This window comes from Paenibacillus sp. FSL H8-0260 (assembly GCF_045040625.1).
Classification (GTDB): Bacteria; Bacillota; Bacilli; order Paenibacillales; family Paenibacillaceae; genus Paenibacillus_AQ; species Paenibacillus_AQ odorifer.
On the sequence record NZ_CP150298.1, the window covers coordinates 5,025,367 to 5,051,180 of the forward strand.

A 25,814-nucleotide genomic window follows, 5' to 3' on the forward strand; every position below is an offset into this window, starting at 1 on the left:
TTCGGGTTATGGTAAATAGTTTGCTTCAACCGGAGGGTCTTTCTCCACTATTTTCAGTTCTAGTCCTCCGAATCTCTTCGCCAGCTTGTTATATACCAGCGCTACCAGCATACCCACCAACCCATAAATGAGTATCAAAATAACCGGCATAATCAAATAAGGGATACCCATAAAAACAATAAACGTCTCTTTAATGATAAGCCCGACCACCACCATCCCTAAACCTACTATAAACAATAGCAGTGTAGGAATGATCATAAAATAGATAGTTGTTTTAAAAAAACTCTTTTTGTTAATTTCCAGCACTTCATAGTCTTTCATTATGTAATCCCCTTAATTTATTTAGAGTGGTAAAATTACCCTCTTCGTTTCATTAAAGACGATCTTAAATACAATTTCAACCAAATTTCTCATATTTTCGACTTTTACCAAAGAATTCTTCCTAAAACTCAACGATAAATCATGGTAAAATAACTCCTATGGTTAAAATATCATCATGTACAAGATGTCACCGGAGGGAATAACATGCCACAAACATTAGTGAAAAATATTGATTTTTTTATAGCTGCCTTATCCCAAACCTATATTTCTGCGCTACAGCTTGATCCTGATCGAATGTATTCAGAGGTTGCTTCAGGAATTGTTGAACTGTTCTCTGACGAACAAGTACGGCTGAGAAGATATGACGGATCAGTATCCCATTATGCAAGAGACAACACCAAATTTCAGCGATGACAAAAGGACGTGAACTGGAAAAAGGTCATTGTGAATGATCCTCTTCCAGCTCACGTCCTTATTCACTCTACACACAACTAATCTAGCACAATCCATTCGCCTTCAGCATCCGCTGACTTCATTTCTGCTTCCACGATTCTTAAAGACTCCGCTGTACTCTCTGGCGTACAAATAATAATAGGCTTATCCTGGATAATAACATCCAGAAAATATACAAGCTCTCTATAGTAGCCAACATCCGGTGAAAGTTCCGCTAAATAGCCTGCCCCGTCATTCGGATTGACCTTGACCTCGCTGCCATCAAACACTATATTTCCACGTTCAAAATTAACCCGGTACCCCATGTAAAAACCAAAATCACCTTCCAGCGTCCAATCCACCTGAGCATTAATTACTTTTGCATCCTTATAAAAATAGTGAGTCGATGCGATATCATATCCGCTACCCGGAAGGACATTACGTCCTAAGGATGATACTTTATCCGGTCTGCCGAACAGATAGTTAATCATATCCGTATCGTGAATATGCATATCCATAATGCCTCCACCGCTTAGTGTCTCATCAAGAAACCAATCCTTAGGAGCACCAGATCCCCTGTAAAAATACCCTTCCGTGACCTGACCGAACTGCCCGCTCTCTATCACTTCTTTTAAATATTCATACCCCGGCCAAAAACGGAGACAATGTCCGATCATCAGTTTTTTCCCACAGCGGGCTGCCGTTTCCACCATTTCCAGCGCTTGTACGGAAGTTCTAGCCATCGGTTTCTCACAAAAAACATGATATCCACGTTCCAGCAGCGAACAAGTCATTTCCGCATGCAGATAAGTAGGAACCGCAATGTCGATCATATCCAGTTCCTCACTGGCTATCATTTTCTCCAGATCATCGTATAGATTGTAAGCTGACAAATCATAGACTTCCTGGGCAGTGCTCATATTCCCGCCTGCTTTTCCATCCTTTAATTCCTCAATTCGCAAATCACAGATGGCTTTAAGGGCAATGGGCTGCCCCTCTTCCGTTAAGCGCACATAATTATCAAAATGCATCCGGCCCATAAATCCAAAGCCGATCAAACCTATTTTCAACATCGTGAAGTCTCCTTTACTAAAAGTATGTTACTTAACGTATCCGTATCCAGGCCCCTTCCTGATCAGCCGATTGGATTTCAGCCTCAATGATTTCTATGGACTGGGCAGCACTTTCGGGCATACATAGGGTCACTGGCTCATCGTTCTGGATGATTTTCAAGAAATATACCAACTCTCTGTAATATCCGGTATGCGAAGAAAGCTTCGCAATGAACCCCGGTTGACGATTAGGATTTACCTTAACTTCCGCGCCATCAAAGACTACATTTCCCCGTTCAAAATTAATCCGATAGCCCATGTAAAAACCAAAGTCGCCTTCCAGTGTCCAGTCCGCTTGGGCATTGACCACTTTTCCATCCTGATAAAAATAATGAGTGGAGACGATATCATAGCCACTTCCCGGTAAAACCTTCCGCCCAAGCGTTGATACTTTATCCGGTTTCCCAAACAAGTGATGGATGATGTCCGTATCGTGTACATGCATATCCAGCATACAGCCGCCACTTAGCTCATCATTGACCAACCACCCTTTAGGAGCACCGGAACCCCGGTAAAAATAAGCCTCTGTCACTCCACCGAACTCACCGCTAGCTATAATCCCCTTCAAATATTCATATCCCGGCCAGAAGCGAAGACAATGACCAATCAGCAATTTTTTTCCGCTGCTTTGCACCGCCGCTACCATCTTCCAAGCTTCTGCGGAATGTCTCGCCATCGGCTTTTCACAGAACACATGATACCCTCGTTCCAGCAGCGAACAAGTCATTTCAGCATGCAAGTACGTAGGTACTGCAAGGCTAATAGCATCTAGTTCTTCTTTTTCGAGCATATGCTCCAAATTCTCATAAAGGCTGTAAGGGGATAAATCATATACCTCGTGGGCTGTGTTCATATTCCCCGCGGATTTAGTATGTTTAAGGACTTTAATCTGCGGGTCACAAATGGCAACCAGAGAAATCGGATGGCCGTCTTCCTGCAATTGAACATACTGATCAAAGTTCATTCGGCCCATAAATCCAAAACCCACCAGCCCCACTCTGAGCACAGCCTTCACCTCTCTTAAACTTAGTAACTAGTGCGTCCTAAAATAGCATCCATCGCTGCAGAAGTATTAAAAATGATTTGCTCCGAATAATGCGTATATGGCGGTATCATTTCTCCAGTAACATAATTGCTGTAGCCGATCTCTTGCAGTGCTTCCATAACAGCAGGATAATCCACATCCCCAGCAAGTAGATCAACAAATCCATGAAGTCCTCCGGCTGCCCGGCGGTAATCTTTGAAATGCACCTTCTTGACTCTATGACCTAGAATCCGTATCCACTGCTCTGGATAACCAGAATGAACGATATTCCCTACATCCAGATAGGAACCTACATAATTGGAGCCTACAGCATCTATAAAAGAACGTAATTCGAGCGGAGACAGCAGGAATTTATTCCACACATTTTCAATCCCAATAGAAACACCCGCCATTTTTGCATCTTGAGCCAGTTCACTGATCGCCTTCAAGGCTCGATCATAAGCTTTTTCATAATCGACTATTTCACAGCCCTCAATAAAATCCACACCAACCGCACCAGGAATGACAAGAATCGTATCTACGCCAAGTGTTGCTGCCAGCTCCAATTGTTTTTTACATACATCGATAGCCTTCGTCCGGTTCGCCGCGGATTCACTTGTCATGGCATATGACCAATATAGTCCTGTCGCCAGTCCTGCAATTTCTAACCCCATCTCCTGAATGGAATTTTTGATCTTAATAGCTTCTTTCACAGTGGTTTGCAGGCCAAGTTCACCCGATTCATTCAAAGATAACTCAATTCCGTCGAAACCTGCCGCTTTAGCCAGACGTGCACATTCTTCGATCTCAGTACCTTCGCGAAACGACCAAATGTTTATTCCCTTTTTCATCTGAATCCTCCTCAAATTTGTTATTTTCCGTTTTTTAAGATTCTGCCCTAAATGCGCTTATATCCTTGATTTATTTATATTATAATAGATTGTAAGTTAGATTTATTTAGGTGAACAAGAGATTTGTTGAACGATTCCGGTCTATTTAAAAATTCATTTTATACTGTATGGGAGGTTTATTCGTGGCTGAAAAAGAACCCCGTTATCCTCTGAGAAAACAGGTCCCTTCCCGGGAGTGGTCACCTGGCATTCACTACGCACAATTTCAAACCCTCTCACCTTGCCTCTTTCCAAGAAGAAGGTTGTATGATTTCGAGCTGCTATACGTTCGCCAGGGGAAGTTATCAACAAAGATGGATACGGAGGAATATATTCTGAATTCAGGACAACTGATATTTCTTTCTTCCGGGGTATATCATCAGAATGCGATTGTCTCAGATTCGGAAACCAAACTCATTGGGATCCATTTTGATTTTTTTGGGGAATCGATTATTTCAAGCGATGAAGACATGCTGGTCAATGAGGAGGAGGTTATGGACGAGAAGTTTGCCTTGGAAGCTGTGACCGCTCCTTTTATGCCATTGTCACAGGAGCCCATTTATACCCCGCCACCCGAATGTATCCATGCGATGGAACAGCTCGTGTATGAATTTACGATGCGGCCTGCCGGTTATGAATGGGTCTGTCGGGGGTTACTGCTCGGCATTCTAACCTCGCTGCTCCGAACACAAAGCTCCCGGAATGCAGCTAAATCTTCCGTTCATACCGGGCGGATCAGAGCTTTAATCGATGAGATGGATTCAAAGCTAGCAGACCGCTGGAGCAATAAATCCATGGCTGGTGCCATGAATATGCATGAAGACCATTTCTCCAAGTTATTTCGTGAGGTAGCTGGCATGCCTCCTGGTGAATATCTCCGTTCCATCCGGCATCGAGAAGCACGCAAGCTGCTGCGTGAAACGGATTGGCCGATTGAACAGGTCGGGGATAAGGTTGGTTATCCTGATATCCATTATTTCAGCAGGGTATTTACCGCAAATGAGGGGATTTCTCCGCGGGCTTATCGCAAAATGTCCCGGATACTCTAGATACGGAAAACTCAAGATATCTCAATCCAAGTAAGAAAAACTTGCCAAAAACATTGAGGGTGATGGGTCACCTGCTTTGTGTGATACCTGTGGGGGCCGATAAACAATATACATTGTACGGTGAGATGTGCAATATGCGGGGCGGCGAACGTTCGTGTTTTCTGCGTTAATGCAGTATGCGGGGACGGCTCTAAAACTTATTAGGGAAAAACTCCCTGAAAACAGCCAATATTCGCTCTAAATGAATGAATTCAGGGAATTCCTCCCTAATAATAAGAGGAATAACTATAATTGCTAACGAATCAGCTAAACTTTGGGGAGATTTCCCCTGATTATTAGTCTGATGACCAAATATTCCGGAATTTCAGGGAGAAATTCCCCAATCACTCAAGTGAGGCGGTACAATTCAGGAAAGTAGGAGATAACAGCGCCGGAAGTCTAATTATTCGCCGTAGTTACGGCTGACTCCTAGTGTGTGATCTCAAAATAGGAGAAGGCGAACAAATCTCTTACATAATCATATCCAGCCACACACTTTCCATCCCACGCAACTCTATTTCTTGGATCACAGCGTTGTCCATCAGGATCGTTGTCTTTTGGATCTCGGCAGTGTTATTTACGGCACAATATCGACCCGTCTCAGGATACGCGTGACATTCAACATTCGGATTCACTGAGAACCATGAATACAATTGCTTCTCTTGATGTGCAGCCCAAAAGATCGCTCGGCTGAGTAGTCTGGTATTCTGAACACTATAGGGAAGCCCCGCGATATAAACGCCCCGCCCCCGACCAAATGAATTCACGGCAAGATTGCAGCTGCCTTGGTGCACGTCCAATATTTCTGCTCCGGCCTCCGCTTGATAAATCATGGTCATCCCTTCACCATAATTAATCTCACCTTCCAGATCTTCCGTTATGAAATGACCCTGCACAGGCGTTACCTTGGGCTTATTGATGCTTGCTGTAAATCCAATTTCCTTCTGAACACCTAGAATATCCGCTAGTTGAAAAAGAACCCCTTGATGTTCATAAGCTGATGGATCACCAATCCCAATAAAACCGCCCCCTTGCTCCACCCACTCACGAACTGTTGCCACAACTTGCGGATCGCTCCATTGATCTCCACCGCTCCAAGAGGTGTGTACATCACCGGCGTTAATAATCACACCGATACTAGGATCAATCCCACTTAACCTGATGTCATCAAAGCTTATAAACTCAATGTCGAACGGCAAGCCCGCCAATGACTCTAATGCCCCTATGTAGGAGTAACATCTTTGATTCCATAATGAATGAGCCACTTGATGTGTCTGCCAGCTTCGAAGGGAGCCCCAAGTATTCAGAACCGCCACTTTAAAAGGAGCTTTAAAAGGCTGTGTCCCTTCTGCATTGGCATGAATCCCTTTGAACTGCGTTGCAATCTCTGTCACATGATCTATAAAATCCGGAAATTGATGCGCTAGACTTAAATATCCGCCATACCCCATCCTGCCAACTGGTTTACGCATGAGCGCACGCCGGCATTTGATCCAGATCGGCATGGACTCTCCGACAGGGTCTCCCCCTTCAAAAAAGACATCAGGAAAGAAATAAGGATAGAAACGTGCCTCGGTATCCTTAATAGGTATATCCGCAATCATACGGGTTGTAACGCCATCTCCTGCTGCCCCTACCACTGCGTCGAGCCCGATCTCCGGAAAATATTTGCCATAAGGCTCTGTACCAGCCCAGTGATCCCCAAAAAACATAATCGCTTTCTTCCCGAAATCATGCACCCTATCTACACATTGTTTCGCATAACCTGCGATGAATTTCTGATTGAAGTCCATCCAGTCCATATATCTTTGGGTCGGGTTCTTAAATGGTGTGTTATATCGCCCCTGATCCACAAAATCTTCTGCAGTCAATCGGTACCCATAAGCTTGCTCGAATTGCTCTAACGCAAGTGGACTTACACAACTCAGATAGCCAAACCAATTCACCTGTTTCTCCTTACCTCCCTTGTTAAAAATCAAATCAAAATTATAAAAGAAGGTCGTAAAACGTACGATATCAGTCTTGGGATGTTTCTTTAGCCAATCCTCCAGCACCTTCAAAACATGCCCTTGAGCCTCGGGGTAACGAACATCCAACGGTAAACGATGCTCCTCATCCCAATCATTCGTGATGTGGTTGTACATGGAGACCGGCTCCCATTTCTGGTAGGCCAAGAAACTGACCGTATACTTGTGAAATTGTGCCGCCTGTTCAAGTGTGACAATTCCCTCTGCGTAACTCCAACATTCAGAAGGTAATACTTCTCCTGTAGTCCGGTTTACAACCTGCCAATATTTTTTTATATCCACATCTGTGTTAGGAATAAATTGCTCGGCAAAATAATCAGCCATAATATCGATGGTCTTCACCTTTGAAGTTACTATTACTGGAGCAGACATCAGATAAATCTGCTGTCTATATTGCGGATGCTGCTTCGCCCACTCATTGTCCTCACGGACAAGACAAAGCGTTGAATAAATTTGCAGACCCATATCGAGAATGTCCTGCGATAGATTCGTGCCATCACTGTCACGTACGGCATCTACACCCCATCTTTCGACGAGATCGGCTATGACCTCTTCCATCCCTGTTTCACCAGGCAGTGTAAATCTTCCTTTGTCCACGTAACTTCCCTCCATATCTTTGTTGTTCAGCCCTTAATTCCGCCTGCGCTTATTCCTTGGAGCAATTGCTTTTGTCCTATCACATATAAAAGAATCGTTGGAATCAGCACTAGGATCAGCGCGGCAAAAAGTGCACTCCAATCAGTAGCATAACGTTGAACCTCAAAAAGATTGGCTAAACCTACTGGCAATGTTTTTTTGCTATCACTTTGAATTAAGACCAATGCCAGCGGATACTCATTCCAAAAGCCCATCGCTGCCAGCATACAGACCGTCACAATGCCCGGTTTAGCAAGCGGTGCAATAATTCTGACGAGCACTCCCGTGTTGCCACAACCGTCAATCTTAGCGGCCTCTTCATAATCTCTAGGAACGGACCTCAGAAATCCACTTAATACAAAGATGGCAAAGGGAAACTGCAGAACAGCATAGATCAAACTGAGCATCCCGCGATTGTCTAACATCCCGAACGAATTCACCTGCAGAAATAAAGGAACCATAATGTAGGAGGCTTGCAGAAAAATACAGGCCATATAAAGGTTAAGGATTAGTTTAGAGCCCCAAAACTTAAATCTCGTTAAGACATAAGCCATAGGAACCACAAAAATAACTAAAATCGCCGTGGATAACACCACAAGAAAGATAGAGTTCAGGAAATAACTCCCCATCTTGGATTTCTGAAAAGCACGTACATAGTTATCGAAGTGTAGGGCTTGTGGAAAGGAGAAGGGGTCTGTCAGAAATTCTGTATTGCTTTTAAATGAGGCTAAAAGATTCCATACAAACGGATATAACAAAACAATGGTGGCTACAATCAGAAACAGCCGCGTGATCCAGTTAGCAATATTCATTTTTAGAAGACTCTGTTGATTGCTCGTCATCCTTCTCCCCTACCCTTCTGCTCGATTTGTAAGTAGTCTGGACAGAAAAGAAAGCACAAAGGCGAACACCAGCGTAAATATAGCTATAGCCATGGCATAACCAAAGTTCGCATTCTGGAAGGCCTGCGTGTACATGTAGTGGAGTAAAACAGTAGTTCCACCTGCCGGACCACCACCAGTCATTACAGTTACAACTATAAAACTTAAATTGATCGTACCTGCCAGAGACAACACAAAAGTAATGCCAATAATATCTTTTAGCAGAGGGATCGTAATACTGGTAAGCTTCCGGAAATATCCCGCACCATCAATAGTCGCCGATTCAAACACATCCGCAGAAATCCCATCAATCGCAGCGATATACATGACCATATAATAACCAACCGCTTGCCAGATCAGTGTAACGGCTACACACCACAATGCTGTTCGGCTATCTCCAAGCCAGGGTCTGCTCAGTTGATCTAATCCGATGCTCCCCAGAATATTATTCAAAATGCCCATATTGGGATGAAACACAAAGGACCAGATAATTCCGACTACCGTCAATGAGATGATACTAGGAAAGAAAAATACGGTTCGGTAAAATCCTCTTTCCTTCAGCTTCGTCTGCGTTAATAAAAAAGCGAGCACCAGCCCAAAAATCAATGTAATCACTGGCACGACCAGCATCAGTTTAAATGTATTGCTCAGAGCTTTGAGGAACATCTCATCCTGAAACATATATTTATAGTTATCCAAAAAGATAAACTTGTTCTCATCACTCATCCCGGTAGCATCCGTAAAAGACATAAAAAATGCCCGAAAGGTTGGAATAATCATAAATACGAGGGTCAACAGGAGCGTTGGAATCGTGCATACCGCTATGAATAGCTTAGGATTTCTGGTTTTCGCTGTCCTAATCTTTGATTTCCTCTGTCTAGGAGCTATTTCTGCCAGCTGCATTTCAGACATCTTTCTCACTCCTCTTCATACAAAATGCATCCCGTTCATAGATAACCTTATCCATTCCTAACAGGATGCATTTGCATGAGATACTATAGATTATTTACTAGCCGCTTTCTCTTTACGAATCTGTGCAAAAGCTTTTTCCACATTATCCATCCATTGATCTGTGGTCATTTGGCCTGTCATCACTGGTGTGACCGTATTCTTGAACATTTCGGTGACTACACTAACCTTGGAACCCTTCGGTAACGATTGCCAGCCCTGTAAAATAGAAATGGAACCATTATAAGCCTCAAACATGTCATAGACACCTTTAGTCAAAAATGGCTTAGACAGCTCCTTCGCATCGTTAAGCGCATACGCCCCATTCGCTTTTTCCGCAAATAGTTTTACAGACTCATCGGTATACAGGAACTTTAAGAATTCCTTAGCGAGCTCAGGATTTTTGGCCTTAGCAGGGATGGAGAATTGCTCGTAGCTGGAAAGCACATACTTCTGATCGCCTTTATTGAACACAGGTACTGTTGTCATCCCAAATTCAAATCCATTTTCTCTAGGTGAATCCTTCATTTCATTTTCCATCCAGTTCCCGTTTACGATAAACAAAGCTTTACCCATCATCATATCGGTCTGCGACTGTGTATGGTTCAAGGCAACCGTGCCGTCCATCAGATAACCGTCTTTAGAGATTTTATAGAAAATATCCAGTACTTTTTTGATCGTGTCGTTCTTAAATGAACCTTCCTCATAAGCAAAGACTTTATCCAGCGTTTCTTTTCCCCCCGCACTCGCAATGGCCGGGTAGAGAATTTCCTCCAAATAATCCGGATAGATGCCTTGGTAAGTGAATAAAGCCCGCTTCGTTTTGGTTCCATCTGCATTAACCAGATAGTTCTCCTCTTTGTTCAGCTCATCCCCTAAAGCAAAGAACTCCTCCCAAGTCTCAGGAACACTCCAGCCTTTTTCTGTGAACAGTGTTTTATTGTAAATCAAGCCCATCGGTCCAGCATTAAAAGGTGCGAGGTACGTCTTTCCATCTTGATAGGGCTGAAATCTTGTACTGTCCAGCATCCCCGGTAGAATCATATCCTTAAGCGTCTCCTCTTTATCAAGCGCTTTGCTTTCAAATACATCGCTGATATCTAGCAGTCCCTTTTCTTTAATCAGTGAAAGCACGATGCCACTTTGCTCTGTATCTGTAACGGATAGGAAGTCGGGAGGATTACCCGCAACAATCTGCGGCCGGATTACTTCACCAACTTTAGGATTAATCGTCATGTTCACTTTCACACCTGGATAAGCACTTTCGAATTTGCTGACAATTTCATTCCAATAATCCGCACCATATCCCCCTTGGAATACAGCAATGCTAAGTTCCTTGTTATCAAAATCTTTAGCAGGTTCTTCTTTAGTCTTCCCGGCGTTCGTTGTACTTGTAGCTTGCGCGGTGCTCGTAGCTTTCGTTGAATCAGATTCATTCGAGGCAGCAGGTTTATTATTGCTGTTCCCACAGCCGAGCAACCCCGCACCTAGCAGCATTACTGCTAATAATGTACTCATAGTCTTTTTCATAAACGCCCTCCTTAAGATATTCTTGTAAACGCTTTTTTAATAATCTAAGTATAGAAGGATTTACGCTATATTTACATTTACAATACAAACCTACCTATGTATTATCTTATCCATCTTCCAATGCAAGCTCGTATAAGCTTATTCATCAGGGTCACATAACCTGTAAACTTAGCCGTTAACGGAATGGATAATATTATCCATTCCATAGATTATTCTCACTTTTCGCTGCTGCATATATATTCCATTGTTCTTTTTATGTTAACTTGTAAGTAAAAGATAGTGAATGGGAGGTCATCCACCTGAGTCGACGCAAAGGGAAGCTGCATTTTCCTAATCCTCCGCAAATCATGCGCAAGGTTAAAATTCAAAATCGCTTAACCGTCATTTTCTTAATCGTATCCGTGATCCCAATCATCTTTATAGGTTTCTACTCCTACACCATTTACTCCAAATCTATTAACAATAAATTAAGTAAATCCACATTTCAGGCTTTAACCCTGCTTAATCGAACGATGTTAAGTGAACTTAACAACTATCAATATCTTGCAGGCTCTGTTTCTACCAATAGTATTATTCAGGAGCGTTTATCGGCAGCACCAAATGAACCCGCGCCTAGCAATGCTGCCATTAATCATGCCATGGACAATTTATATAGAACCATCTACCCCGGATATGTCCAGAACGTTCGGGTCATCGACGCCAAGAACCAACCTATTTATGAATTAGGCTACGACGGCATCCCCAATCCTAAGTATGAAGAAATTATGAAACAAGTAGAGCTGAATGCCCCCTATGACAGTCTTAACTATGTAAAAAGCTATCGCGCTTACAATACCATTGTCTTGGGCCGGAAAATTTTTGATCAAGATGACATTGGCGTTCCCTTAGGTCATGTGTTTGTTTTTATTGGTGGGGAGTTATTTTCAAAAGTCATTCTTTCCAGTGTGGATTTAGGTACAGGTTCCAGTCTCCTTATTATGAATAGGGAGGGAAAAGTAATGTCTTCGAATCAAAAGGATACTCCGCTAGGAGAACCCTATTATAAAGATGAGCTTTTTAAGCAAATCAAGACACAAGAGGCAAAGAAAAACCATTCCTTCCAAGGCATGGTCAATGGCAAAATGCAGCAAATCTCCTATATTAACAATAATCAATTAGGCTGGTACATGATTTCTACCGTGCCCTTCTCTTATATCAATTCAGAGACAAGTAAAATCACCACTGGACTACTTATTGTTGTCAGCATCATTGTAGTCGTGTGTATTCTAATTATTATCGTATTGTATAAAAGCATCCTGAAACCAATCAAACAAATCATCGTCTTCTGCAATCAAATTTTTTATGGTGATCTATCGAGCCGGATCGAAGATCACAGCAACGATGAAATGGGCGTGTTGGCCAATAGAATTAACAGCATGGTCAGTAGAATGGAACAGCTGATGAAGGATCAAAAGAAAGATCTGAAAAGAAGACGTTCGCTCGAATTGCAAATGCTGCAATCGCAGATTAATCCTCACTTTCTTTTTAATACACTTAACTCCTTACGATGGCTGGCGATGATTAACCAGGTTCCCGTCCTTAGCGACGGCATCTCCTCACTAGCTGAATTGCTGCGTAGTACCATTATCGATCAAGATGAGCAAATCACCATCAAGCAGGAGCTGAACAATCTGGATCATTATTTTGCCATTCAAAAAATACGTTATGCCGACAGGTTTGACATTGAATATGACTTGGATGAGTCTTTATTACAGAGCATGATCCCCAAGCTCATCCTGCAGCCGATCGCAGAGAACGCGATTCTTCATGGAGTTACAGATATAGGAGGAAAAGTTCTAATCCAAATTAAGGTATACGCAAAAAATGAATACACCCTTATTATTGAGATCATCGATAACGGAAAAGGGTTTGACACCACCAAATCTGAAAAAGCTGACAATCTGTCGGGTATCGGAATTTCAAATGTGGCCGATCGCATTAAACTTCAATACGGTGAGAGTTACGGGCTGTTCATCACAAGCTCAATGGGTCATGGAACCTGCTGCCGCCTAATTATCCCTAAACAAACATACGAACTTAAGGGGTGATACTATGTATCCTATGTATAATGTAATGCTAGTGGATGACGAACCTATTGTTAAAGTCGCGCTCAGAACCATGATTCCATGGGAAGAGCTTGGATACATGATCTGTGCTACTGCCTCTGACGGAGTGGAAGCCTTAACACTTGTAGACAAGTTTAATCCCCATATCATCATTACAGATCTCAAAATGCCTAATATGGATGGTCTGCAGCTGATAAAAGAACTGAATAACAGAGGGTTTGCAGGAAAAATTCTGGTGGCGAGCAACCACGGGGAGTATGAGTTAGTTCGTGAAGCCTTAGTGCTTGGGGCTATAGATTATATGCTGAAGATTAGTATGAAAACGGGGGATTTGATCCATTTGCTGGAGAAATCTACGAAGCTAATTCAAGAGCAGCTTCAATCTAGGCAGCAGCAGGAGACCCAAACACAGTTATTACAGCACAATTTAAAAAGCGTGAAAAATGCGCTGCTAAAAGATTATTTCACCGATCCTTATTACGATGTGCAGCAGCTTGATCAGCATGATGCTATAAGTTTCGCTTTCAGCGAAAGCAGCTGTTATTTATTCTACGTGACTTTTGAGCAGAATAACGCCACCCAAAACGAAAGACAAAATCACATCTCCGTATCCTTTATTGAAAACATTATCTTGGATATCTTGGAGACCGTAGATCAGTTAGAAATTATTCAGCTAGAATCTAATGGGCTGCTGCTTCTAATCTCCTGTGATACCTTAGACGATCATCAAATTATCCGCACAGACTTTATCCAGAGGGTCATTCGGTTAATCAAAATGTATATTTCTATCACCCCTACTATTGTTTTTTCTGATCCTGTACGGGGATATGCTGAAGCAAAACGAACCCTAGAGCGATGTAAAGAATCCTTGCAAATCCAATTTTACAACGAAATAACGATTATAGATCCAAAGGATGTTCATTTAAAGGATACGCTGGACTTCGAGGATGTACATGATTTCTCGACGCAATTAATTCAGAACTGGAAGCTTTCAGGGGTTGAAGCCGTTAATCAAGCAACTCAGCAATTTCTCGACATCTGTAAATCCAAGCAAATTAATCCTGCTGAAACCAAAAAGTTCATCGTAAATTGTCTGCATTATCTTCCCTTATGCGATGCCCATCTCATTGTCGAGGATCCGAAGCTTTTGAAGACCTATATAGAAAATATCGCCAGCAGTAAACGTACCACTGACGTTCTATCTATAATGGAGCTTGTGTTCCAACTATTCTCCCATCAAAAGCAACAGATCGTAACTACACACAATAGAGATGTTAAACAAGCGATTGACTATATCAACACACATTATCAGAAGAAGCTCACCTTATCTCTGATTGCCAAGCATGTCAACTTAAGTGAGAACTATCTGTCCAGAATCTTCAAAGAAGAAGTGGGGCAAAGCATCATTCACTACATTAATACTGTGAAAATGGAAAAAGCTGCAGAATTAATACTTAAAGGGAATCCATACATTAAAGAAATTTCCACGCAAATCGGTATACACGATCAATTTTATTTCACCCGGTTATTCAAAAAACACTTTGGTGTTAATCCTAGTGAATATAAGAATCACGTTCAGGCCACGCTTGGTTCAGGAAATTAAGACCATTCAAACTCTTTTTATGATCCTTTCACAACCTGAATGTTATTGATGAACCCTTCTTTAGGTGCAAATATGGAATTAAACAACAACTCTTTGTTTAACCGCTCCAGCTGCAGAAGATGATGACGATAGTGCATTTCAATAAGTAGGAACCATTCCTCCGCGCATAGTCCACCAAATCGCGGGTGAGATACGGTATTTTGTTTGGACGCTTTTTCAAGAGAGGGTTCGATCTCTCTCATTCTTTGAATGACTGTACGTAACCCTTGAATTAATTGTTCTTTGCTCTCCGGCTGCTCCGGCGTATATTGGGCGGAAGGCGGAACCTGAATACGAATGGGCGGAAAGCTTCCTTGCGCAAATATAGCCGCACCATCCTCAGTTTTCCCCACATGAGCTACTAAGGGATCTTGGTCTAGCACAAGGCATTGATCAATATTACGAAGCTGCATATACAGCGCCGAGTGAATGAGATGCTGAAACATCTGTCCGATGGACCAGGCGTTTTCACTCGGCTTTTGCTTCAGCTGCTCCAGATTGAATCGCTCCAATTCTTGAATATAGTATGTCGAAGTTTCTTCAAATCGTTGTAAGACTTCTTTTGTTGTAATCATCATATATCAGCTCCTGTAGTCATTGATGGTCCAAGTATACAAAAACGCTACTGACAGCGTTATGTCAGTAGCGTTTTAACATTATTTCTATTTCATTTCTAACCTGATCACGGAAAGATTCGGGCTCCAGCACAACCATACCGCCTCCCCAGCCAAGCACCCATTGCAGCAATTCCCCTGGCTCGCGAACGCGAAAAGTAACAAGTACCCCCTCCGCATGCTCCTCAATAGTTTCCATATAGAAATTATTTGATTCCCTTACCTTATCGGCTATGTCAGCTTGGACTAAGATAAGCACATGAACGTTGCGATCATCAGGAGGTTGGTATACCTCCAGATGAAAATCTGCTGGCAGCATAAATTCATCTTCCAGATTAATAAGCTCCCTCATTCGGGATAACCGGAAATGACGGATGTCTTGACGCAATTCACACCAGGCGATGAGTACCCATGACCCGTGATGAAGCACAAGTCCATAAGGAGCAACCGTACGAATACTTTGACGGTTCCCATCGGCTTCGGCGATTCTTTTGGAATAACGAAATCTTATTTTCCTTCCCTCCAATATCGCTCCACGAATGGCTTCCAAACATGCCTTCTCTTGTATGGGTGCTATATCTTCTGCGGATGCAAATAAACGAAAACTTTTGCGAATCTGTGATGCTTGACTGCGGATAGCTTCCGGCAGGATGGCTTCTATCTTTGCTTTAGAACTTCTAGCCTTATTACCATAGTGTGCATCAAACCGCTGCTCGATAAAATCAGTTCCGATAAGCAATGTCACTGCTTCGTCCAGCGTGAAACTAACGGGTGGCAGGAAATACCCCTCGATTAAGGAGTAACCCTGCCCTGGCGCTCCTATAATGGAAACGCCCGCTTCACTCAGTGCCTGAATATCCCGATAGATCGTTCTTACGCTCGTTTCAAACTTAGCAGCCAAATCCTCCGCACGTAACATTTTGTTACGCTGCAGTTCAAGCACTATAGCTAACAACCGGTCCATTTTGTTCATACCACTCCCCCTCCCCGAACAATCTCATCAACTGCTCGTCGATACCCGCCCGAGTTCCGAAACGATTCACTGATATTAGAGACAGCTTTTTTATAAGATAAATTGCTTAATATATGATCTACGGCTTCTCGTAGTTGAGTTGCAGTTAAACTTTGCATTTGTAACTTAATGCCTGCTCCGACATGGACGACTTGCTCCGCAATTATTGGCTGATCCGCACTTTGTGGAATTACAATTAGCGGAACCCCGTAATAAAGCCCTTCATTGATACTGTTCATTCCACCATGTGTAATAAATAACTTTGTGTATTGCAGGATATCCGTTTGTGGAACATAATTTTTCACGAAAAAGTTTTGCGGAATTTCCCCTAAATCCGTGATTTGGACTTTATCTCCAATTGACATCACAATAGTGTGCTCCGTGTTCCCCAATGCTTCAATACAAAGTTTATAGAATTCAATGGCTTGGTTAAAAACTGTGCCGAGTGAAATGTAAATTGGACTTTTCCCCTTAATTGCCATGAGGTCGAAGTTTTCTGGAGCTAATCGTGAAGAGATGGAGGGTCCTACAAAGATATAAGACGGGTCGAAAGCTTCTCCCTCAGGTTGAAACTCCCTAGTTGTATAAACGATAGTAAGTGGGGCAGGATTACAAAACACTTCATAAGGGGATTCGATGTCCACATCATATTTGCCCTTCACCATTTGCGTCAAGCTTTGGAATTTATCCTTTATAGGATTAGTTACTTCTGCAGGAACTGTAGTATAAAATTGTTCTAACATTTCATCGAATGCTGCTTTTGTCTGCGCAAAAGAAGTACAGGAGCTAATGGCCGGAAGCCTAAGAATTTGAGCTAACAAACGTCCACAACCAAACATAGAATCATGGATGATGTAATCAAAATGCTCCCCTTTGATCTGTTCAAGAACGCTTGGAATAACTATATCTGTCGTAAGTAATAGACCGTTGATTCTTTCGAGTACATAATTTCTTCCACCTGAGATAAAAGCTTGTATAAATTTCTGATCGTCAAATGTTCGTACTGTAGCCCCCGTCATCTCCATACGTTCTCTATAAGCTTCTATACAAAAGTACACTACCTCTTCGCCACGAGAAATAAGCTCTTCCACAACGCCAATCGTGGGATTAATATGTCCCTCTGATCCACCATTAATAAATAACACACGCGCCAATTGTAATCCTCCTTAACTATAAATCATTTTTATATTAGATATTATAAACATTAATTTTACTTATATCGCTCTAAAAGGGTATAGTAATATAGGCTTTAAAACCATTTTAATAATATAGAGTATACCCTTATTAGAGGAGAGATCATATTGGAAAGAGTAGTTGGAACAGTTGTACGTGGACTTCGCGGACCTATCATTAACAATGGGGATAACATTGAAGAAATCGTAGTTCAGACGGTATTGAATGCAGCAACAGTCGAGGGTTTTTCGATCGAAGATCGTGACATTGTGACCGTAACTGAATCCATTGTTGCTCGGGCACAAGGAAACTATGCAACGATTGACAATATTGCTGCTGATATAAAGGGGAAATTCGGCGAAGAAACTGTAGGGGTCATTTTTCCAATCCTTAGCCGTAACCGGTTTGCTAACTGCTTACGCGGTATTGCCAAAGGGGCACAAAAAGTAGTCCTAATGTTAAGCTATCCAGCTGATGAAGTAGGCAACCACCTTGTAGACATCGACGAACTAGATGCTAAAGGTATCAATCCATGGACGGATGTATTAACAGAAGCTCAGTTCCGTGAGTTTTTCGGCTATATTAAGCACCCATTCACAGGGGTTGACTATATTGAATATTATAAAGGTTTAATTGAAGCTGAAGGTGTGGCTTGTGAAGTCATCTTCTCCAACAACCCAAAAACCATTTTAAACTATACAAAAAATGTATTAACTTGCGATATTCACACTCGCTTCAGAACCAAACGCATTCTCACAAACAACGGTGCTGAAAAAGTATTTGGTTTGGATGATATTCTTACGCAATCAATCGATGGCAGCGGCTTTAACGAAGCTTATGGTCTGCTAGGATCAAACAAAGCTACAGAAGAAAGTGTAAAGCTATTTCCAAACAACTGCCAGCCTATCGTGGATGGTATCCAAGCAAAAATCAAAGAAATTACAGGTAAAACTGTAGAAGTTATGGTTTATGGCGATGGAGCATTCAAAGATCCAGTCGGAAAAATCTGGGAGCTCGCAGATCCAGTTGTCTCCCCTGCTTACACTGCCGGACTTGATGGAACACCAAATGAAGTAAAATTGAAATACTTGGCCGATAACAACTTCTCTCATCTTCGTGGTGAAGAGTTAAAACAAGCCATTTCTAAATACATCCAGAATAAAAATGATGATCTAGTTGGTGCGATGGAAGCCCAAGGGACTACACCTCGTAGATTAACTGACCTGATTGGATCATTATCTGATTTGACTTCTGGTAGTGGCGATAAAGGAACACCAATGATTTATATCCAAGGTTATTTCGATAACTATACAAAATAAGAGTAGTACAACAAAGGGAGTCTCTAAACGAGGCTCTCTTTTTTACTTTCTGGGTTATAATAAAAGCAAACAGCGGCAGGCGGAGGATACTATGAACATAAGAAGGATTAAATATTTTATCGATCTCGTGGAATGCAGAAATTTTACGGAAACAGCTAAAAAGAACTATGTTTCGCAGACCACCATTAGTCAACAAATCGCCGCGCTTGAAGAGGAATTCAACATTCAATTGATTGACAGAAAGCAGATCCCTATTGAGCCAACCAAAGCCGGATGGCTTTTCTATGGCGAAGCCCTCATCCTCTGGAAGCAATATAATCATATGAAGCTGAGCATGGAAAACTTTCAAAAGTATAATACGCAATCCCTGAGTATCGAATATGCGGCGATGACGGATATCCAAAGTTTGTTGAAATTGATTCCCTCGTTTCAGGATCATCATCCGAATATTAAGCTGGAACTGAATAAAGTATTGCTAAAAGATATTGCAGAATACTTGCTAAAAGGGATTTACGACGTGGCTATTGCCTTTGATTCCGAGTTTCAGGGAAAAGAGGACATTGTAACCTATCCCTTATATAAGGGACGTTATTGTGCAGCTGTGAGTCATCACCATCCTCTCTTTCATCATAAATCGATCGCCAAAGAGGAGTTATATGAACATCCGCTAGTCATGCTGAATCCAACAGCTATTGGAAACTCTTATCATCTAATGATCCAGCATGCAATTGAAGACGGCTATCAGCCGAACATTCTTCGAACCGCAGACGATGTGGAGACAGAATTGTTTTATATCATCACAGAGAATTTGATTGGCTTTTTCCCGGATAACTATCAGCTCGCTTATCTTCAAGATGAAGTCCGGCTAATTCCTTTAGATGATTCACACCATACCTTTGCAATCGAAGCAGGTTATCTCAAAAATAATACAAACCCGGCCTTGCCCTCCTTCCTGCAACAAATCCAAATTGGATTTAGCAATCGACCATAAGTTTTATGTGTTAGACTATGTTCTTTTTTTCACATACTATAAGGGTATAAATCATATCCACAAGGAGTGACAACGATCATGGGTAAATTATTGTTGACTGGTGTCGATGGAAATCTAGGGAAGCAAGCTGCGGAATACTTGTTGGAGCTGGTAGATAAAGACCAAATCATTTTTTGCGCTTACGATCCGGCATGTTTGAAAGAATATGCGGAACAAGGGATTGAAACACATGTGACCAACTTTAATAACAAGGAAGGCCTTGCCGAAGCTTTTGCTCATGCCGATAAACTCGCTCTAATCTCCATGCCTTTTGTTGGAGAGAAACGTCAAAATGCACAAAAAAATGTGGTCGATGCTGCCAAAGAAGCTGGAGTCAAACAGATCATTTATACTTCTTTGGTCAACGCAGCCGATGAAAGCAATCCAAGCGTAGAAAAAATTGACCATGTGTATACCGAACGTTATATTCAAAGCGTTGGGCTAGATTATATCTTCCTTCGGAATTCCCAATATGCGGAAGCCATGATAACCAATTACTTTACGTATGTGAAGGGTGACGGGGTATTAACAAACAATCAAGGTGACGGTAAAATGGCTTATATCTCGCGGAAGGATTGCGCAAAAGCCGTTGCGTATGCCCTAGCCTCCAATAACTATCAGGAAGCGATTCTAAATATCAACGGGCTTGAATTGATGACAATTACCGACTTCATTAAGATTGGTAATGAAGTAACGGGCAATCATATCACCTACAAAGAAAATACGGATGAAGAAAATTATGCCGTATTCGAAGCAATGGGCGTCCCTAGAACCACCGATGGTGCATTTAAAGAAGGCTCCGAAGCCCCCTTTTCTTCAGAAGGTATGGTAACTTTTGGACAAGCTATTCGTGAAGGAAAAATGGATGTTTATACGGAGGACTTCAAACAACTTACTGGTCAAGACCCTCTGACCGTGAAATATATGTTTGAACATGCCGATGAATTCCAGGTTGGCGAAAGACACTCTAAAGACAATTAAAAGCTGCCACTCTTACTTCTTAGGCTAAATCACCCCCGTTTATTAAACGGGGGTGATTTCTTTTATACTGAGCGTGGCACAAAAACTCCGTAAAGCTCAATCATATGCTCGCCCTGGAGATAATTAGGGAAAACCTCCCTAATATTCTGAGGATTCTGGTCATCAGACTAATAATCAGGGAATTCTTCCCTGAAATTTAAGTGATTTGGCTGTAAATCTTGATATTGCTCTGTTTTTAGGGAGTTATTCCTTAATTTCATTCATTTAGAGCAATTATCGGCTTTTATTAGGGAGGTTTTCCCTAATCCTCCGTCACGGTATAGATAGAACTAGCCAAGTATATCGGTAAAATCGCTGTAGAACAAAATACACCTTTAACTGTACGGATAAACATCCGAATGGCTAAAGGTGCATTATCTTTATCTCTGTCTATTTTTAATTAAAGTTAGTTCCAGATCTCTTCAGCAATTTCTTTAATATAAGCAAGCTTACGCCATTGCTGCTCTTCAGTCAGGTGGTTGCCTTCTTCCGTGGAAGCAAAGCCACATTGCGGGCTAAGGCAAATCCGGTTTAGATCAACGTATTGCTTCGCTTCCTCAATACGCTTCAGAATATCCTCCTTGCTTTCAAGCTCACCAAATTTGGATGAGAACAGACCTAACACAACCTGCTGATTGTCTTTCAAAAAGCGCAATGGTTTGAAATCGCCTGCACGTTCGGTATCAAACTCCAGATAATAACCCGAGTAGTTATTGATATTAAGAAGCGTTTGCGCGATAGGCTCGTAGCCTCCACCTACTCCAGCATAAGTCGAAACATAATTGCCCCGGCATACATGGGTCGTTACAACAAGATCTTCCGGCAGACCGGTTACAACTTCCTCATTCAATTTTGCAAGTTCGCTTGCATATTCAGCTACGTTCACGCCAATCTGATTCATAAACGCTATAAACTGTTCGTCGCAAAGCGCTCCCCACGTACAATCGTCGATTTGAATACAGCGGCAGCCCGCTGCATAGAAGGCAAGAATCGATGCTTTGTATGCTTTGGCAATATCCGAGATAAGCTCTTCACGATTCGGGTATAATTCATTTGTGCTTTCTTTGTTTTCCGCCCGATCTAGCTCGAACAGGAATTGTGCAGCCGCAGGAATCGATTGACGCGCAACAACGTCCTCACCAGCAGCATCTTTTAAAAATTCATAATGCGAAACAAAAGGATGGCTGCTGTAGCTTATTTTCCCGGTCAGTCGGGCTGTTTCTGGTCTGGACTCTGCACCGTTAAATTGGTAACCTTGATCAATAATTGTCCGTTCTACACCGTCAAGTCCCCAGAAGAAGTCGAGGTGCCACCAAGAGCGGCGGAATTCACCATCAGTTACCGCTTGAAGCCCCACCTCTTTTTGTTTCTGCACGAGCTTAACGATTTCGTCGTTCTCTACTTCCTTCAACTGCCCGGCAGTAATTTCACCATTCTTGAATTTTAATCTAGCCTCTTTCAACGCTTGGGGGCGCAGGAAGCTGCCCACGATATCATATCGAAATGGAGTAACGGTTCGTTTTTGGGGTTTGGTCTGAATGCTCATATATTAATCTCCTCGTAAACAAATTATTAGAATTAATATAGCATAACCGACTGACTATACCGATCTACCAATGCGCTATGACAGGTTATAAGTATTAACTATAGCTAGATTCAGTGTGATAATTAGAAGGGCATGATAAAAAAAGAAGAGGCGCATGAGTAGCGCCGCTTCCTTAACAAATCATATCGACGGAAATTACATAGTAATTAAACTCCGCAGTCACCTCGAACCCAACCGACTGATAGAGGGATAATGCATTTCTATTTTGAGTGACCACGCTAAGACGAATCTGGGAATTCTTCTGATCTCGCAAGATTTTAACTACCTCTGAAAGAATTTCACGACCGTATCCTCTGCCTTGACACGAAGGAAGCACACAAAAATCATGTATAACCGCAGTATTTGTATCTAAATCATTGACTCTAATCATCCCAACCGGAATCATGTTGTCCACAGCAATGTAAGTAATCCGTGCCGGTTCTCTGGTACGAGTTAAATAATTCCTAGTCCAGGACTCTGAATCATCAAAGGCTTGTGATGAACATTTAACCATGAACTCTAAATCCTGATCTTCTTCCAATCGCACAACTAAACCGGAGTGGCTTGATCCAGCGATTTGTGCCCGATTAAAAACCATGAGGAATTCAGACGGTGCAGCACTTGCCCCTAAATGCCGGATATAATCCATCCCTGATTCAGAATTAGAAGGTATCCTAAAACGGCAAGTTTGTATGCCTTGTATTTGCATATCTGATGCGGCACTTTTCAGTAAGTCGTGGAATACCCCTTGGCGACGAAAGTCCGGGTGAACCATTCCGTTAATATTAGCTTCAATGCCATCCGAAGTATACCAACTGAGAAATCCAACTAATTGGTTATCGATCTGGCACAAGAATGCCTCATCTCCGTCTATCTCCTTAAGGCTTTCTATACCCACCCTCAAACTTGACCTGTCGGACGTCTTGCAAAGTTGTTCTAATATCCGGATTTGGTCAATGTAATGCTTTGAAAAGTCTTTCATTATACTAATGTTATATTCTTGCATCCAGTACCCTCATTAAGAAGGAAATACGCAGTTTATGGACGAGTAGGCGTTATCCTTCTAAATTCTGTCCACCTAATGATAGTTACCAATGGAACCGCCTCCTAAAAGTCAATATCTTCACTCTAAACCAGGGTAATCATAAAACAAACCTTATAACTAAAAAAATGACGGCAATTATAGCCACAACGATCAACAGATTGGTTACCTCGCTCCAAAATCCAGGAACGCCTTCAGTATGATATTTTTGCGCATTTACATCATGGTTTGCTTTATGACCTGCAGGGTCCGACAAATTGGGATTAGGTCCTGAATTAAAAAAGTCAGACATAAAAACAACTCCTTTCCATGATTATAAACCATATTATACCAGTCTATTACCATTTAAACGACAAATTAATGCCATATTCAGTAGATCGTTTGTCGGAGGCTCTTGGGAAGATTTTGGACAACCCTATCGTAAGAATGATCAATCATTAAATAGATATCCGACTCTGGTAAGGAGCCATCCAAAACAATCGTATTCCAGTGTTTTTTGTTCATGTGGTATCCTGGCCGAACGCTCTCATGCTGCTCTCGCAAGTTCCCTGCAATCACCGGATCACATTTTAGATTTATGTAAGCAGAATTCCCCTTATTCTCAAAAATAAGCGCGAACATTTTACCGGCAATCTTAATCACCAATGGATCGAATCCGAAAGGATAGTCCTTTGTTGCTCCGTTCTTTTTTAAACAGTATTCAATAATATTATGGGTCAAAATCAGTCCCTCGCCTTCTCAGCCTAACCAATTTGGGAATAAAAATAAGATAAGTGTTCCTTTGACAAGGCTTTATCGATTAGTTCTTTATCATAGCCATTTTTTTGTAATGCAGCGATAATCGCTTGTGTCCTATCTGATCTTTTTCGTCTTAAATTAGATTCCAACTGTATTTCTAGCGGAACCGTAGGAATAGTATACGGTCCGATCATCACGTTTTTGAAATGGCTCCAAATGAATTGACCACCTTCCCATATCCCATCACCATCCATAGAATCAGGAATTCCAGCTGAATTGGAAATATGAACAACCTCCACCTTAAATCCATCGATTATCCAACTCCCTTTTGTCCAAGAAAATCCCGAAGAAAAGGTTTGAGTGAATGTAGGTTCTTCTAAAGAAGATAACCAGTTATCCCCATGAGGAAATTCACATTTATCCAAAAGGGAAAATCCTTTAAGAAGTTCTGCAAATTGGTCAATCCCTTCCTTATTCCTTGTATAAATATCAACGTCTCCTGGGGTCATTTCACAGCCCTGAAGAACCGAACCGACCGAGCCAACCAAGATCCATTCTAAATTCGAATTCATTTTGGATGAAAAATAAAGTTCACATACCTTTGACAAAGCTTTTGTCCAGCTAAACATAACTTCACCCCAAATTAACTAGTAAGTTCAAGTGCACGAAACCTGAATAACCTCAAATACGTTAAAGTATTATACAAATCCACAGGAGGTTTTTAAAATGAGATACAGTGCTGCAGGCGCACCAATAACCTGTCCTTGCTGTCAAAACGATACTTTTGATCTGGATTATAAACTGCTTAACACAAGCGGCGCATCATTTTTAGGCTTTGACTGGGCGAACAAAAACGCTGCCATCCTTATTTGTAAGCGATGCACCCATATTTCATGGTTTATGAAAGAACCAACATCTGATTAGTGTTTGGAAAAAATAAAGTATTAGACTGGATCCATTAAAAGAAGCAGCGGCGGACCAAGACTTGATAAATAAAGTCTTAGACTGCCGCTGTTGTCGTTCCAATAACGTTCCCCGTGAGCAATCACCTTAAGGTGGCAAGGTCATCTTACCGTCTGGTAAACGAGACCTATGGCTCCAGAATCAAAGGTCTTGTTTTCGATTAGCTTAAGATTTCTCTTCTCCTTGAGACCTTGGAATAATGGCAATCCCTTACCGATCAGGACGGGAGAAACCGTAATTTTATACTCATCAATTAAATCAAGCTGCATAAGGTGGTGTGCGAATCTAGGACTGCCGAGGATGACCATATCCTTGCCGGGCTGCTGTTTGAGGATATTGATCTCTTTCTCGACAGCTTCTTTCACGAGTCTGGAATTATTCCATTCGACTTTCTCCAGCGTCGTGGAAAAAACGATTTTGGCTGTCTTTTCGATCCACTCGGCATGATTCCGTTCATACTGCGAAGCTGATGGGTCCGAAGGGACAGATGGCCAGTAACTGTGCATCATCTGATAAGTCCCGCGTCCCCAAATGACAGTGTCGGCAGTACTCAGAATTTCTTTCGCATGGTTCTCCAAATCCGCATCGTAGGAAACCCAGCCAATGTCCATTTCACCATTCGGCCCTTCTACAAAACCGTCAAGCGATGCGTGAAGAAATAGAACGAGTTTTCTCATTTTCA

At 41.9% G+C, this 25,814-nt stretch carries 25 protein-coding genes; 8 read left to right on the forward strand and 17 right to left on the reverse strand.

The features are described 5' to 3' along the window. Positions 1-6: 6 nt before the first annotated feature. Positions 7-321 carry a hypothetical protein gene (locus MHI51_RS22460; RefSeq protein WP_076217946.1) on the reverse strand — a complete coding sequence of 105 codons (315 nt, stop codon included), beginning with the start codon at positions 319-321 and terminating at the stop codon, positions 7-9. 204 nt (positions 322-525) lie between these two features. On the opposite strand from MHI51_RS22460, the gene MHI51_RS22465 reads away from it, so the two are divergent. Continuing rightward, positions 526-735, forward strand: a complete 210-nt coding sequence (locus tag MHI51_RS22465) for a hypothetical protein (protein WP_076217947.1) — start codon at positions 526-528, stop codon at positions 733-735. A gap of 77 nt (positions 736-812) precedes the next feature. Here MHI51_RS22465 and MHI51_RS22470 read toward each other — a convergent pair whose 3' ends face one another. The 3 genes from MHI51_RS22470 to MHI51_RS22480 are packed head-to-tail and all read right to left on the reverse strand — an operon-like array spanning position 813 to position 3,740. Then, the gene (locus MHI51_RS22470) at positions 813-1,826 is read right to left on the reverse strand and encodes a Gfo/Idh/MocA family protein (RefSeq protein WP_076217948.1); all 1,014 of its coding nucleotides are present in this window, start codon (positions 1,824-1,826) and stop codon (positions 813-815) included. 31 nt (positions 1,827-1,857) lie between these two features. Further along, on the reverse strand, positions 1,858-2,871 hold the full coding sequence (locus MHI51_RS22475; RefSeq protein WP_076217949.1) for a Gfo/Idh/MocA family protein: 1,014 nt from the start codon (positions 2,869-2,871) through the stop codon (positions 1,858-1,860). Between the two features lie 20 nt (positions 2,872-2,891). Beyond that, the gene (locus MHI51_RS22480; RefSeq protein ID WP_076217950.1) at positions 2,892-3,740 is read right to left on the reverse strand and encodes a sugar phosphate isomerase/epimerase; all 849 of its coding nucleotides are present in this window, start codon (positions 3,738-3,740) and stop codon (positions 2,892-2,894) included. Between the two features lie 182 nt (positions 3,741-3,922). On the opposite strand from MHI51_RS22480, the gene MHI51_RS22485 reads away from it, so the two are divergent. Further along, on the forward strand, positions 3,923-4,828 hold the full coding sequence (locus tag MHI51_RS22485) for an AraC family transcriptional regulator (protein WP_076217951.1): 906 nt from the start codon (positions 3,923-3,925) through the stop codon (positions 4,826-4,828). A gap of 509 nt (positions 4,829-5,337) precedes the next feature. Here MHI51_RS22485 and gnpA read toward each other — a convergent pair. The 4 genes from gnpA to MHI51_RS22505 all read right to left on the reverse strand — a co-directional run bounded on the left by gnpA (position 5,338) and on the right by MHI51_RS22505 (position 10,889). Next, the gene (gene gnpA, locus MHI51_RS22490; RefSeq protein ID WP_405173273.1) at positions 5,338-7,491 is read right to left on the reverse strand and encodes a 1,3-beta-galactosyl-N-acetylhexosamine phosphorylase; all 2,154 of its coding nucleotides are present in this window, start codon (positions 7,489-7,491) and stop codon (positions 5,338-5,340) included. Positions 7,492-7,517: 26 nt separating this feature from the next. Next, a complete protein-coding gene (locus MHI51_RS22495) occupies positions 7,518-8,372 on the reverse strand; it encodes a carbohydrate ABC transporter permease (protein ID WP_076217953.1) in 855 nt (284 codons plus the stop codon). Between the two features lie 9 nt (positions 8,373-8,381). Further along, positions 8,382-9,323, reverse strand: coding sequence for a carbohydrate ABC transporter permease (locus MHI51_RS22500; RefSeq protein WP_254857029.1), 942 nt, complete (start codon positions 9,321-9,323; stop codon positions 8,382-8,384). Positions 9,324-9,413: 90 nt separating this feature from the next. Continuing rightward, complete coding sequence (locus MHI51_RS22505) at positions 9,414-10,889, reverse strand: carbohydrate ABC transporter substrate-binding protein (RefSeq protein ID WP_076277394.1); 1,476 nt, start codon at positions 10,887-10,889, stop codon at positions 9,414-9,416. Between the two features lie 347 nt (positions 10,890-11,236). Between MHI51_RS22505 and MHI51_RS22510 the strand changes: the two genes are divergently transcribed. Both MHI51_RS22510 and MHI51_RS22515 read left to right on the forward strand, forming a co-directional pair. Continuing rightward, entirely contained in the window at positions 11,237-12,976 is a 1,740-nt protein-coding gene (locus tag MHI51_RS22510) for a sensor histidine kinase (protein ID WP_076104348.1), read from the forward strand. Positions 12,977-12,980: 4 nt separating this feature from the next. Then, complete coding sequence (locus MHI51_RS22515; RefSeq protein ID WP_076277395.1) at positions 12,981-14,597, forward strand: response regulator; 1,617 nt, start codon at positions 12,981-12,983, stop codon at positions 14,595-14,597. Positions 14,598-14,614: 17 nt separating this feature from the next. Here the strand turns inward: MHI51_RS22515 and MHI51_RS22520 are convergent, their stop codons facing one another. The 3 genes from MHI51_RS22520 to MHI51_RS22530 form a co-directional block, all read right to left on the reverse strand. Continuing rightward, positions 14,615-15,208, reverse strand: coding sequence for a DinB family protein (locus MHI51_RS22520; protein ID WP_342410919.1), 594 nt, complete (start codon positions 15,206-15,208; stop codon positions 14,615-14,617). Positions 15,209-15,275: 67 nt separating this feature from the next. Next, positions 15,276-16,223: a helix-turn-helix transcriptional regulator gene (locus tag MHI51_RS22525; RefSeq protein WP_405173274.1), complete on the reverse strand. Its 948-nt coding sequence runs from the start codon at positions 16,221-16,223 to the stop codon at positions 15,276-15,278. Further along, a complete protein-coding gene (locus tag MHI51_RS22530) occupies positions 16,220-17,416 on the reverse strand; it encodes a macrolide family glycosyltransferase (protein WP_076277396.1) in 1,197 nt (398 codons plus the stop codon). The genes MHI51_RS22525 and MHI51_RS22530 overlap by 4 nt, the downstream gene beginning before the upstream one ends. A 147-nt stretch (positions 17,417-17,563) precedes the next feature. Between MHI51_RS22530 and MHI51_RS22535 the strand changes: the two genes are divergently transcribed. The 3 genes from MHI51_RS22535 (at position 17,564) to MHI51_RS22545 (ending at position 20,765) form a co-directional block, all read left to right on the forward strand. Then, the gene (locus MHI51_RS22535) at positions 17,564-18,754 is read left to right on the forward strand and encodes a coenzyme F420-0:L-glutamate ligase (protein WP_076130227.1); all 1,191 of its coding nucleotides are present in this window, start codon (positions 17,564-17,566) and stop codon (positions 18,752-18,754) included. 91 nt (positions 18,755-18,845) lie between these two features. Next, the gene (locus tag MHI51_RS22540; protein ID WP_076217958.1) at positions 18,846-19,745 is read left to right on the forward strand and encodes a LysR family transcriptional regulator; all 900 of its coding nucleotides are present in this window, start codon (positions 18,846-18,848) and stop codon (positions 19,743-19,745) included. A 78-nt stretch (positions 19,746-19,823) separates the two neighbouring features. Further along, complete coding sequence (locus tag MHI51_RS22545) at positions 19,824-20,765, forward strand: NAD(P)H-binding protein (protein ID WP_076279201.1); 942 nt, start codon at positions 19,824-19,826, stop codon at positions 20,763-20,765. Positions 20,766-21,210: 445 nt separating this feature from the next. Here the strand turns inward: MHI51_RS22545 and MHI51_RS22550 are convergent, their stop codons facing one another. From MHI51_RS22550 to MHI51_RS22570, 5 genes are all read right to left on the reverse strand, one after another. Then, complete coding sequence (locus MHI51_RS22550; RefSeq protein WP_076217960.1) at positions 21,211-22,350, reverse strand: 5-methyltetrahydropteroyltriglutamate--homocysteine S-methyltransferase; 1,140 nt, start codon at positions 22,348-22,350, stop codon at positions 21,211-21,213. A 172-nt stretch (positions 22,351-22,522) separates the two neighbouring features. Further along, positions 22,523-23,287, reverse strand: coding sequence for a GNAT family N-acetyltransferase (locus tag MHI51_RS22555; RefSeq protein WP_405173275.1), 765 nt, complete (start codon positions 23,285-23,287; stop codon positions 22,523-22,525). Between the two features lie 244 nt (positions 23,288-23,531). Beyond that, entirely contained in the window at positions 23,532-23,723 is a 192-nt protein-coding gene (locus MHI51_RS22560) for a hypothetical protein (protein WP_076104342.1), read from the reverse strand. Between the two features lie 77 nt (positions 23,724-23,800). Continuing rightward, the gene (locus MHI51_RS22565; protein WP_076217962.1) at positions 23,801-24,151 is read right to left on the reverse strand and encodes an MmcQ/YjbR family DNA-binding protein; all 351 of its coding nucleotides are present in this window, start codon (positions 24,149-24,151) and stop codon (positions 23,801-23,803) included. A 23-nt stretch (positions 24,152-24,174) separates the two neighbouring features. After that, positions 24,175-24,798 carry a hypothetical protein gene (locus tag MHI51_RS22570; RefSeq protein WP_405173276.1) on the reverse strand — a complete coding sequence of 208 codons (624 nt, stop codon included), beginning with the start codon at positions 24,796-24,798 and terminating at the stop codon, positions 24,175-24,177. 97 nt (positions 24,799-24,895) lie between these two features. On the opposite strand from MHI51_RS22570, the gene MHI51_RS22575 reads away from it, so the two are divergent. After that, positions 24,896-25,093: a hypothetical protein gene (locus MHI51_RS22575; RefSeq protein ID WP_036683067.1), complete on the forward strand. Its 198-nt coding sequence runs from the start codon at positions 24,896-24,898 to the stop codon at positions 25,091-25,093. 140 nt (positions 25,094-25,233) lie between these two features. Here MHI51_RS22575 and MHI51_RS22580 read toward each other — a convergent pair whose 3' ends face one another. Next, positions 25,234-25,809, reverse strand: a complete 576-nt coding sequence (locus MHI51_RS22580; RefSeq protein WP_076279205.1) for a dihydrofolate reductase family protein — start codon at positions 25,807-25,809, stop codon at positions 25,234-25,236. Positions 25,810-25,814 lie beyond the last annotated feature (5 nt).

Excerpts from the sequence above, each read along its gene's own strand:
- MHI51_RS22545 (WP_076279201.1), top strand. The coding sequence starts at position 19,824 with ATGGGTAAATTATTGTTGACTGGTGTCGATGGAAATCTAGGGAAGCAA.
- MHI51_RS22495 (WP_076217953.1), bottom strand. The coding sequence starts at position 8,372 with ATGACGAGCAATCAACAGAGTCTTCTAAAAATGAATATTGCTAACTGG.
- MHI51_RS22570 (WP_405173276.1), bottom strand. The coding sequence starts at position 24,798 with ATGTTTAGCTGGACAAAAGCTTTGTCAAAGGTATGTGAACTTTATTTT.
- MHI51_RS22560 (WP_076104342.1), bottom strand. The coding sequence starts at position 23,723 with ATGTCTGACTTTTTTAATTCAGGACCTAATCCCAATTTGTCGGACCCT.
- MHI51_RS22515 (WP_076277395.1), top strand. The coding sequence starts at position 12,981 with ATGTATCCTATGTATAATGTAATGCTAGTGGATGACGAACCTATTGTT.
- MHI51_RS22470 (WP_076217948.1), bottom strand. The coding sequence starts at position 1,826 with ATGTTGAAAATAGGTTTGATCGGCTTTGGATTTATGGGCCGGATGCAT.
- MHI51_RS22465 (WP_076217947.1), top strand. The coding sequence starts at position 526 with ATGCCACAAACATTAGTGAAAAATATTGATTTTTTTATAGCTGCCTTA.
- MHI51_RS22575 (WP_036683067.1), top strand. The coding sequence starts at position 24,896 with ATGAGATACAGTGCTGCAGGCGCACCAATAACCTGTCCTTGCTGTCAA.
- MHI51_RS22505 (WP_076277394.1), bottom strand. The coding sequence starts at position 10,889 with ATGAAAAAGACTATGAGTACATTATTAGCAGTAATGCTGCTAGGTGCG.
- MHI51_RS22510 (WP_076104348.1), top strand. The coding sequence starts at position 11,237 with ATGCGCAAGGTTAAAATTCAAAATCGCTTAACCGTCATTTTCTTAATC.
- MHI51_RS22500 (WP_254857029.1), bottom strand. The coding sequence starts at position 9,323 with ATGTCTGAAATGCAGCTGGCAGAAATAGCTCCTAGACAGAGGAAATCA.
- MHI51_RS22525 (WP_405173274.1), bottom strand. The coding sequence starts at position 16,223 with ATGAACAAAATGGACCGGTTGTTAGCTATAGTGCTTGAACTGCAGCGT.
- MHI51_RS22580 (WP_076279205.1), bottom strand. The coding sequence starts at position 25,809 with ATGAGAAAACTCGTTCTATTTCTTCACGCATCGCTTGACGGTTTTGTA.
- MHI51_RS22540 (WP_076217958.1), top strand. The coding sequence starts at position 18,846 with ATGAACATAAGAAGGATTAAATATTTTATCGATCTCGTGGAATGCAGA.
- MHI51_RS22550 (WP_076217960.1), bottom strand. The coding sequence starts at position 22,350 with ATGAGCATTCAGACCAAACCCCAAAAACGAACCGTTACTCCATTTCGA.
- MHI51_RS22480 (WP_076217950.1), bottom strand. The coding sequence starts at position 3,740 with ATGAAAAAGGGAATAAACATTTGGTCGTTTCGCGAAGGTACTGAGATC.
- MHI51_RS22460 (WP_076217946.1), bottom strand. The coding sequence starts at position 321 with ATGAAAGACTATGAAGTGCTGGAAATTAACAAAAAGAGTTTTTTTAAA.